7 protein-coding genes and 1 pseudogene are annotated in these 9,370 nt (G+C 33.1%); 3 read left to right on the top strand and 5 right to left on the bottom strand.

Features of this window, described 5'->3' with window-relative positions; translation table 11 throughout:
- Together P8M54_RS13240 and P8M54_RS13235 are read left to right on the top strand one after the other, a co-directional pair.
- Positions 1-236 (top strand): annotated as a pseudogene (locus P8M54_RS13240) (peptidylprolyl isomerase); the annotation flags it as partial.
- Between the two features lie 341 nt (positions 237-577).
- Complete coding sequence (locus P8M54_RS13235) at positions 578-1,771, top strand: multidrug effflux MFS transporter (protein ID WP_300288407.1); 1,194 nt, start codon at positions 578-580, stop codon at positions 1,769-1,771.
- Positions 1,772-1,783: 12 nt separating this feature from the next.
- On the opposite strand, the gene P8M54_RS13230 is transcribed toward P8M54_RS13235, so the two are convergent.
- Positions 1,784-3,067 (bottom strand): NAD(P)/FAD-dependent oxidoreductase, encoded by a 1,284-nt coding sequence (locus tag P8M54_RS13230; protein ID WP_300288406.1) that lies wholly within the window; start codon positions 3,065-3,067, stop codon positions 1,784-1,786.
- Positions 3,068-3,374: 307 nt separating this feature from the next.
- Between P8M54_RS13230 and P8M54_RS13225 the strand changes: the two genes are divergently transcribed.
- Positions 3,375-4,655 (top strand): HAMP domain-containing sensor histidine kinase, encoded by a 1,281-nt coding sequence (locus tag P8M54_RS13225; protein ID WP_300288405.1) that lies wholly within the window; start codon positions 3,375-3,377, stop codon positions 4,653-4,655.
- Between the two features lie 48 nt (positions 4,656-4,703).
- On the opposite strand, the gene P8M54_RS13220 is transcribed toward P8M54_RS13225, so the two are convergent.
- From P8M54_RS13220 to P8M54_RS13205, 4 genes are all read right to left on the bottom strand, one after another.
- Positions 4,704-5,105, bottom strand: a complete 402-nt coding sequence (locus P8M54_RS13220) for a response regulator (RefSeq protein WP_300288403.1) — start codon at positions 5,103-5,105, stop codon at positions 4,704-4,706.
- The gene (locus P8M54_RS13215; protein ID WP_300288402.1) at positions 5,098-6,111 is read right to left on the bottom strand and encodes a response regulator; all 1,014 of its coding nucleotides are present in this window, start codon (positions 6,109-6,111) and stop codon (positions 5,098-5,100) included. Before P8M54_RS13215 ends, P8M54_RS13220 begins: the two co-directional genes overlap by 8 nt.
- Positions 6,095-6,553: a response regulator gene (locus P8M54_RS13210; protein ID WP_300288401.1), complete on the bottom strand. Its 459-nt coding sequence runs from the start codon at positions 6,551-6,553 to the stop codon at positions 6,095-6,097. The genes P8M54_RS13215 and P8M54_RS13210 overlap by 17 nt, the downstream gene beginning before the upstream one ends.
- A gap of 1 nt (position 6,554) precedes the next feature.
- Positions 6,555-9,370 (bottom strand): PAS domain-containing protein (locus P8M54_RS13205; protein WP_300288400.1); only part of this gene is annotated, 2,816 nt, incomplete at its 5' end.

The raw sequence follows: 9,370 nt of genomic DNA, 5'->3' as shown, positions 1-9,370 counted from the left end.
AAGATGATGCTTATGGAGATCCTCGTCCCGATTTAATTATTGAAGTACCAAAATCAGAGCTGCCGCAAGAAATGGAGCCAGAGGTTGGGATGGGATTAGTCTCCCGCACACCAGATGGTCAAGAAATAAATTTAATGGTGGTTGAAGTAAAAGAAGAAACTGTAATTTTAGATGGTAACCATCCTCTTGCAGGTAAAGATCTAATTTTTGATCTTGAGGTGGTAGAAATTTCGTAATCACACTTACTTGTTTATAAAAACTAATCGGAATGTTTTATGGTAATCCAATAGAACGTTCCGATTTTTTTTGTTTCGGGATAAAGAAAATTATTTATTAAGAAGCACTGTGACCTAGCCCTGATAAAAGTGAAAAGCCTTGACGGGATGAAAACTACATTTTAACAAGGTAGTAGAGCGACCAACGGAAGCTCCTGCTAGCTTGTATAAAATGAGTTTGAAACCGTAAAGCTTGTAGCGATTAGCAGGAAAAAGCTCCTCGCTATACTAATCAAACTGTAAGTTTAAAACAATTATAAGGTTTGTAAATGCTTACATTTACAAAAAAAACAAAGTTTATCATGACTAAAAGCCACTATTTAAAACTAATTTTGATCCTTGGGTCACTTACGGCTCTCGGTCCGTTTTCTATTGATATGTATTTGCCTGGTTTTGCACAAATTGCAACTGACTTAAACACCACTGTGGCTAATGTGGCGATGACTTTGTCTAGTTATTTTATAGGTATCTCAGCAGGGCAATTATTATACGGTCCTTTATTAGACCGATACGGAAGAAAGAAGCCGCTGTTTATAGGTATGTTAGTTTATATTGCGGCCTCATTAGGATGTGTATTTGTTAAAGATATCGATACTTTTATTGGGTTGCGTTTTATACAAGCCGTTGGTAGCTGCGCTGCTACAGTAGCATCAGTATCCATGGTTCGCGACCTGTTTCCGGTCAAAGATATTCCAAAAGTTTTCTCGCTTTTGATGTTAGTGGTTGGCTTATCTCCTATGCTGGCTCCTACTGTTGGTGGGTATGTAACCGACTGGTACGGTTGGCATATGGTCTTTTTAATTTTGATGTGTATTGGGATTGTAATTTTAATTGCCGCACAGTTTGGGCTTCCAGATACCTACAAACCAGATCCATCGATCTCACTTAAACCAAAACCAATAATTAGCAATTTTGTTAAGGTAGCTAAAGAACCTCAATTTTATACGTATGCCTTTACGGGAGCAATCGCTTTTTCTGGACTGTTTACCTACGTTGCAGCTTCGCCTATTATTTTCATGGATATCTATAAAGTAGATCCCAAAATGTATGGTTGGATTTTCGCCTTTATGTCTATGAGTTTTATTTTAGCAAGTCAACTAAATTCAGTCTTACTAAAATGGTACTCAAGCGAACAATTGATCTTTGGAGCCCTTTTAACGCAAACGGTTATAGTTATTTTGTTTTTAGTTTTAGCTGTAAATAACGTTTTAGAGTTATATACGACCATTGCTATGTTATTTATTTTCTTAGCTTGCTTGGGAATTTCAAATCCAAATACGGCAGGATTAACACTTGCTCCTTTTAGTAAAAATGCAGGAAGTGCATCGGCATTGATGGGTGCCATTCAGCTAGGACTTGGTGCTCTTGCCTCCTTTGCAGTTGGGTTATTTGTAAAAGACTCCTTGTTGCCTATGGTAATTATCATGGCAGCCTCAACCAGTGTAGCTTTGGTTGTATTAGTGATAGGAAAACGAACGATTGTTATCAAATTTTAGAAAGGAACATACTTATTCACTTGCATTTTTTACTGGTTTCATCTTTTTGTCTGGTCTAATAATCATTCGTAAACTCTGATCTTTGGCAAAGTAAGCAATCATCCAATTGAAAAAAGTTTTAACACGGTTCCGGTATGTTAGTAGCGATACTAAGTGAATAAATAACCAAATTGCCCAAGCAAAAAAACCTTTAAAATGCATTTTAGGTTTTGGTAAATCAACAACTGCTTTGTTTTTACCAATAATTGCCATTGATCCTTTGTCATTGTATTTAAAAGGAGTCAAGGGTTTATTACGGAGCATCGATTTGAAGTTGGCTGCTAAATTGATGCCGTGTTGTATTGCCACTTGAGCGACTTGTGGATGCCCATCAGGAAAAGCGGGATCTGAATTTTGAATAGCAGTATCTCCTATTGCATAGATATTTTTTGTTCCCTGTACTTTATTGTAAGTATCTGTGATCATTCTTTTTCCGCGTCCATAACTTTCAGATGGTATCCCTTTAAAAGTCATTGCCGAAACTCCGGCAGCCCAAATTAAGTTTTCCGATTGAATGGTTTCGTCATTAGAAAGGTATACAATACCCTCTTTATAATCAACGACTTGAATATTTAGTTTAACGATTACACCAAGATCTGTTAAAGCTTTATGGGTGTCTTCTTGTGACGCTTTGCTCATGGGTGCTAATAACGCAGGACCTCCATCTATCAAATAAATGTTACTTGCTGCAGTTGCAAGCTCCGGATATTCCTTTAAAAATATATTGTTTTTCAGCTCGGCAAACATACCAGAAACTTCAACACCGGTTGGTCCTCCTCCAGCGACAACAATGGTTAAAAGCGCTCTTCTTTCTCGAGTGTCTCTACAAATAGCAGCTTTTTCTAGATTTTTCAAAATAGTATTACGCATGTCAATGGCATCATTCAATGTTTTCATTGGGATGGCATTTTTCTTGACATTTTCTAAACCAAAATAGCTTGTTTCAGCTCCTGTGGCAAAAACTAAATAGTCATAACTTATTTCACCATTATGAAGTATTACTTTATTTTCATCAGGTACAACCTCTTGAAGTTGACCCAATCTAAACTGCAAGTTCTTCTTGCCTGCAAAAAATTTCCGGAACGGATAACTAATACTCGATGGCTCAAGAAAAGCTGTTGCAACCTGATAAATAAGGGGTGGAAAGAAATTATAATTATTTTTATCGACTAATGTGACATGAACATCTTTTTGATTTAGTAGTTCTTTCGCAAGATTTAAACCTGCAAATCCTCCTCCAATGATAACAATTTCCATAGATAATCTAATTTTATATTCGATAACTTTAAAGATACGATTTTAAAAACGCAAGTCGGTGCTGTCCCGAAGAAAATTGTAGGAATTCTGTTTGACAAAATATTTTCTCTACCAACAGCATTTAAAAAATTGAGAAAATTGTGGTTTTTGTTATCACTATTTTACGGTTGACACTAAAATTAAAAATAGCGCTTTATGAGTGCGATTCAAATCCAATCTAACTTCTTTTAACAATCGATTGAATAATAATATTAATTGCTGAAATTCTCTATATTTTTTGTACATTGACCGACATAAAACTTTCATAATGTTGACATTAAAATGGAAAAGCTTAATTGGAACTGAAGATGAATTTTCGTTAGAACAACGAATATTTCATGGATTTTGTTTAATTACCGCTCTGGTACTTTTGATTTGTTTTCCTTCCAATTTTTTAATAGGGCTTGATATTCTAGGTTATTTGCTAGTCGTTGTTTTATGTTTTTTATTAACGCTCTACTACTTTTCCCGCTTCAAAAGAAAATCTAAGCTGCTACTACCTATTTATATTTGTTTTACCTATACTACCTTAGTGATTGGTTACTCCTTGAATTGCGGAATAGACGGGCCAATGATTTTAGTTTTTGGAATTACATTTTTAATTTTAGCAGCGATAATTGAAGAAAAAAACTTAGTCTTTTGGATGTTATTTCATCTTTTTGTTGCTTTTACTTTACTTTATTTAGAATATAATTATCCCGACTTAATTTATGTAATCTACGATAAAAAGTCTTTCCGCTTTTTTGATATCGCTTTGACTTTAAGTATTTTATTGTTGACTATCTTATTTACTATCAAATATTTGAAGATTAATTATAATAAACAACTGCTAGTATCTAATAAAAAAAATGAAGAGTTGCATCAAGCCAATGCAACTAAAGACAAATTGTTTTCGATTATTTCGCATGATTTAAGATCCCCTTTTAATGCTTTAATTGGATTGAGTCAACTGCTAAAAGAAAGTAGCGCCGATTTAACAGATTCAGAAAAAGAAGAATTTGTGGATGGTATTTACGAGACTTCTAAAAAAACCTATTCGTTGCTTCAAAATTTACTAGAATGGTCATTATCACAAACAAATGAAATACAGTTTTTACCCGAAAAAATTAATTTAAAAGCCTTTTTATCCGATGCGTTGCTACTGTCATTTCAAGTTGCAAAAAGTAAAGAGATAGGCATTCAAATTACTATTCCTGATGATGCTACTATTACTGCTGATAAAAACATGTTAGAAACCGTATTAAGAAATATTATATCTAATGCTATAAAATTTACAGCAGCGAAAGGTAAAATCTCTATTTCCTCTAGCTCTGACGCTGCTGGTGTTACGCTATCCATTGCTGATAATGGAATTGGAATGAGTGAAGCTACTGTGGCATCCTTGTTTTCAAAAAGCAACTTAACAACCCAACAAGAACTAGTTCATGATAGAGGATTAGGTTTAGGCCTGCTATTATGTAAAGACTTTATAGAACGTCATGATGGGAAAATATGGGCAGAAAGTCGTAAAGGAATTGGTTCTACCTTTTTCATATTTATTAAAAAATAAGAGTAGTATTATTTTTTAACTATTTAGCCTTCTTGTAAATAACGCTACTTATTTACTAAAAATGACTAGAAGTTCTTCCTTATGAATTGGTTTATGAACAAAGCCCTTCAAGAAATTATATTTTTTAGCTTTAATTAAATCACTTTCATCAGTTGATGAAGAGACTATGTAAATCGAAAGAGCACTAATATCATAAAATTTATTTTGGATTATTAGCTCTAGAAAATCCCAACCGTTTACTAAAGGCATATTAATGTCCAAAAGAACGATTATTGGCTTATCAGTAGTACTTAGTTCTTTTAAAAGGTCCAAGCCACATTGTCCATTTTCACAATGTTCAATTTGCATTTCAATGTCGATCCGTTCTATAGTCTTTGAAACGATCATTCTATATATTGGATCGTCATCAATAATTAAAATTTGCTTACTCATTTTAGCTTGATTACTCATTTTCTAATTGATTCGATTCGCTCACGATTTTTTTGACAATATCATCCATTTCCATGGTTGAAATTTTTAATTGTTTCATCCAAAAAACAATTTCTTCTTCGTTGTATACCTGACCTTCCATTAAGTTGATAATTCCTAAAATTCTAGAAATGGGAGCGCGCACCACATGCGATTGTGTCCAAGCTATGTTTTTTAACTTTGTGTTTTGTATTTCAATGGTATTGATATGATTTAAAGTTTCTGTTACATCATTAGATTGCACAATAATAGAGTTATTGGCATCATTTGATATTTTTTTAAAATATACATCGGCTTTAATGGTACTTCCATCTTTTATGATGTGGGTAAAATGCTCTTTAATAGCTTCTTCTTGGTCGGATATTAAATTATTCCTAATCATTTGTTGCTCTTTTACAGGATGAAGTTGAGCAAAAGTCATTTGTCTAAATTCATTTAAGGAATAACCATATTTAAACTGTGCAGCAATATTGGCATTTATTATTTCTAGAGAGTTTGCATCTAGCAACCAAGTAGGTTGTGGATTGAAGTTAAATAAGTTCTCGTAATTTTGTTTCTCCGTTTCAATCTCTTTGATAAAGCTGCTTCTATTAATGGCAAACGTTATTGTCTTGCGCAGAATTACAGGATTTATTTCGTCTTTAACTAGATAGTCATAAATACCTATTTGCAGACTTTTTTTTGCCATATCTAAATCAGAGTACCCTGTCAATATAATTACCGGTATTTCATAATTACATTTTAAGATACTGTTTATTAACTCCATACCTCGAATTTCGGGTAGGTTTAAATCTAATAATATTACTGAAACTTCATCTTTAGTCGTATTTAAATAAGTAGTAGCACTTTCGTAATCAGGATAATGATTGATGTCTATATTGCTAAATTTTTCTAATAAATAGTCTTCTACCAACACATAATCGCCAAGATTATCCTCAATAACCAGAACTGTCAATTTATCAGTGTAACTATCAGTTTTTGTTTTCATTATAATCCGCCAAGGTCGTTAATTGGAGCCAAAACTGCTCTATTTTTAAAATTGCACTTAAAAAGTCATTAATGTTTAACGGTTTTTCAACATAACTATTACAATAGTTCTCATAAGCTTTATTAATATCCTTATTATTGGACGATGTTGTCAACATGATAACCGGAATTGTTTTCAAATTAGGGTCATTTTTAATCTTTTCTAGCACTTCGTGACCACTATAAATAGGAATATTAATATCCAATAATATTAAATCAGGTTTCTGAACTTCGGTAAATATCCCTTTTTTATAAAGAAAATCCAAAGCTTGCTGACCATTTTTAGCAACACTTATCTTTGTCTTAACTTGACATTCTTCAAATGCCTCTTTTGTAAGTACAATATCGCCTTCGTTATCCTCTACTAGTAAAATATGTACTGGTTTTGTATGATAGTTTTTCATTTTATTTAGTTTTTGGAATTTTAAAATAAAAAGTAGAACCTTCCCCTGTTTTAGACTCTACCCAAATTTGACCACCCAAAAATTCAATATGCCTTTTAGCTATAGAGAGGCCAATACCGGTTCCACTGTATTGATTGTTATTATGTAAACGCTGAAAAATTACAAAAATCTTTTCATAAAATTGAGGCTCAATTCCAATTCCGTTATCCGTAATCGAAAAAAACCATTCGCTTGCGTCTTCTGTAATAGCAATATTTATCTCTGGTGGCCTGTTTTCGTAAGAATATTTAATTGCATTGTCTAAGATACAATGAAATATCTGACTTATCGCAGCTTTATATGTTTTTATTACAGGTAAATCATTAGTTATTATAATTGCATTAGCATCTTTTATTAGCTTGTGACGCAATTTTTTATATTCAAAAATCACCACATTCATATCTACTTGTTCACTATCCTCAGTGGTTTTATTTGCTTTTGAATAATCTAGTAAGTCTAGAATGATTTGTTTCATTCTTTTGGCTCCATCAGTAGCAAAATAAATGTATTGCAAGCCTTTTTCATCTAATAATGCGCTGTATTTGCGTTCAAGCAAATCCATAAAACTAGTGATCATTCGTAATGGCTCTTGCAAATCATGCGAGGCTACAAATGCAAATTGTTCTAATTCTTCATTTGTTCGCTTTAACTCTATCATTCTTTCGCGCAACTCTCTGTTTAAATCAGTAAGTTGCACTGTCATTTCCTTGAGCTCTGTGATATCAGTCATTGCTCCTACCATTCTGGTCGCTTTTCCGTTCTTATCTCTGATGATAAGTCCTTTATCCAGAACGTAAATTATTTTAGAATCTTCATTATAAATTTTATATTCTATTTCCCATCGCATGCAGCTAGGGTCCTCAATTGCCAACGAAATGCTTTGTTTTATATTTTCAAGATCGTCTGCATGAAATCGATCAGTCCAAAAGTTTTTAGTATGAAGTGTTTTAAGTGTGTTATTACCAAAAAAACGTTCAACAGCTTTGGATCGATAAAAATTGTCATTAGCAATATCCCAATCCCAAATAGCATCTTTCGTAGCTTCCGTAACCTTTTCAAAGCGTTCGTTAGCAAGTTCAAATTTATTATCGGCTATTTTGCGACTTGTTATATTTTTAAAATAAACGGATAATCCTTTTTCAGTAGGATAGGCTGAAACCTCTAACCAAAAGTCTACTTTTTTATAGTAAATTTCGAAGTAGCTCGGTTTTTTTAAAGCAACGACCTTATTAAACTGCCTGTAAATTTTTGTTTTTACCAAATCTGGAAATTCTTCCCACAGCTGCTTTCCTATGATTACTTCCTTGTTAATACCAAAAATTTTAGTGGCATGTTCGTTCCAATACATAACTCGCCATTTTTTGTCAATGGAAATAAATGCATCGTCTATGCTTTCTAAAATATTATTTTTTTCCCGATATAATTTTTTAAACTTTTTCTCTGCTATTTTTGATTCGTTAATGTCCTGCAAACTGCCGTATATTCTAGTCCGGATATTATTTACAACTTCACTTTTTCCGATGCATCTGACCCATTTTTTCCTCCCTTTTGCAGAAATTGTTTTGACATTTACATCAAAATCTATTCCTTCCATTATCAACTTTTCGAATGCATTTTCTATTTTTTGTTTGCTTTTGGGAGTACAAAAATGGATCCCGCTTTCCATAGTTTGATAATAATCCTCATCTACATCAAGAATTTTTTTGATCATGGGCGACCAATACATTTGGTTATCAGTTTGATTCAACAAGCTCATTTCCCAACTACCTATTTGAGCTAATTCACTAGCGTGGTTCAGCAGTTCGGCTACTTTAACCTGTTCTGTCACATCCAAGATAATAGAATTGTATAAAATAGTTCCATCTGCCAAGAAATTAGGTGTACCAGTACCATAATGCGTTTTTAACTCCCCATCAGGCATAACGTATCTGAAGCGGCAGTTCCATCGTGTTTTATTTTTAATTGATTCATCAATGGAAGAACGCATTAAATCATAATCTCCTGCTTTTTTAATTTGCTCCCACACACTGTTAAGGTTTTCAGATACTCTATTGGGTTTTACTCCCCATAGTTGTTGAATTCCTCCTAATACATTCTCTACAGTTTCTCGGCCATCAGTTCCAATTCGGTATTGATAAACTACACCAGGTAAATTATTGGACAAAGAGAAAATTCTATCCTCAGTTAACTTTAGTTTATTGATGTCCTGGAAACTTCCATAAACTCGTTTACAAATACCATTAGCATATTCTCCCTTTCCTATCACTCGTACCCAAATTTCTTTTTTGCTGCAAGTGACTAATACTGCTTCGAAATCAAAAGGTATTCCTTCATTAAAACACCTGTTTATTGTTTGTGTTACGAATGGCCTAAAGTCTTCTCTATAAAAATTTATACCTTCCTCAAATGTTGGATTATAGGATAGCTTATCGGTTTCGTGTAATTGAAAGACTTCATCTGACCAATAAACCTTCTGGTTTGGCATATCTATTTCCCAACTTCCTATCCTGGCTAGGTTATTAGCTTGTTCATTTAACTCTCTTAATTTTTTTTGTTCAGATATATCAATAGCTGTAGCATAAATAAGTTGCTCTTCAACAATAGGATTAAAATACCAACTTAGCCAAACAATTTCACCTTTTTTAGTAAGGTACCTATTCTCAAATTTATAGCTTTCACTTCCTTTTTCTACCTTCCTTGCTTCACTTATTGTTGACTCTTTATCATCAGGATGTACAAAATCTACAAAGTTGTGCATTAAAAGTTCTGACTCTTCGT

It is taken from the genome of Flavobacterium sp., assembly GCF_029242675.1.
Classification (GTDB): domain Bacteria; phylum Bacteroidota; class Bacteroidia; order Flavobacteriales; family Flavobacteriaceae; genus Flavobacterium.
Note: the sequence above shows the minus strand (reverse complement) of the source record. Positions and strands in the feature narration are given on the sequence as shown.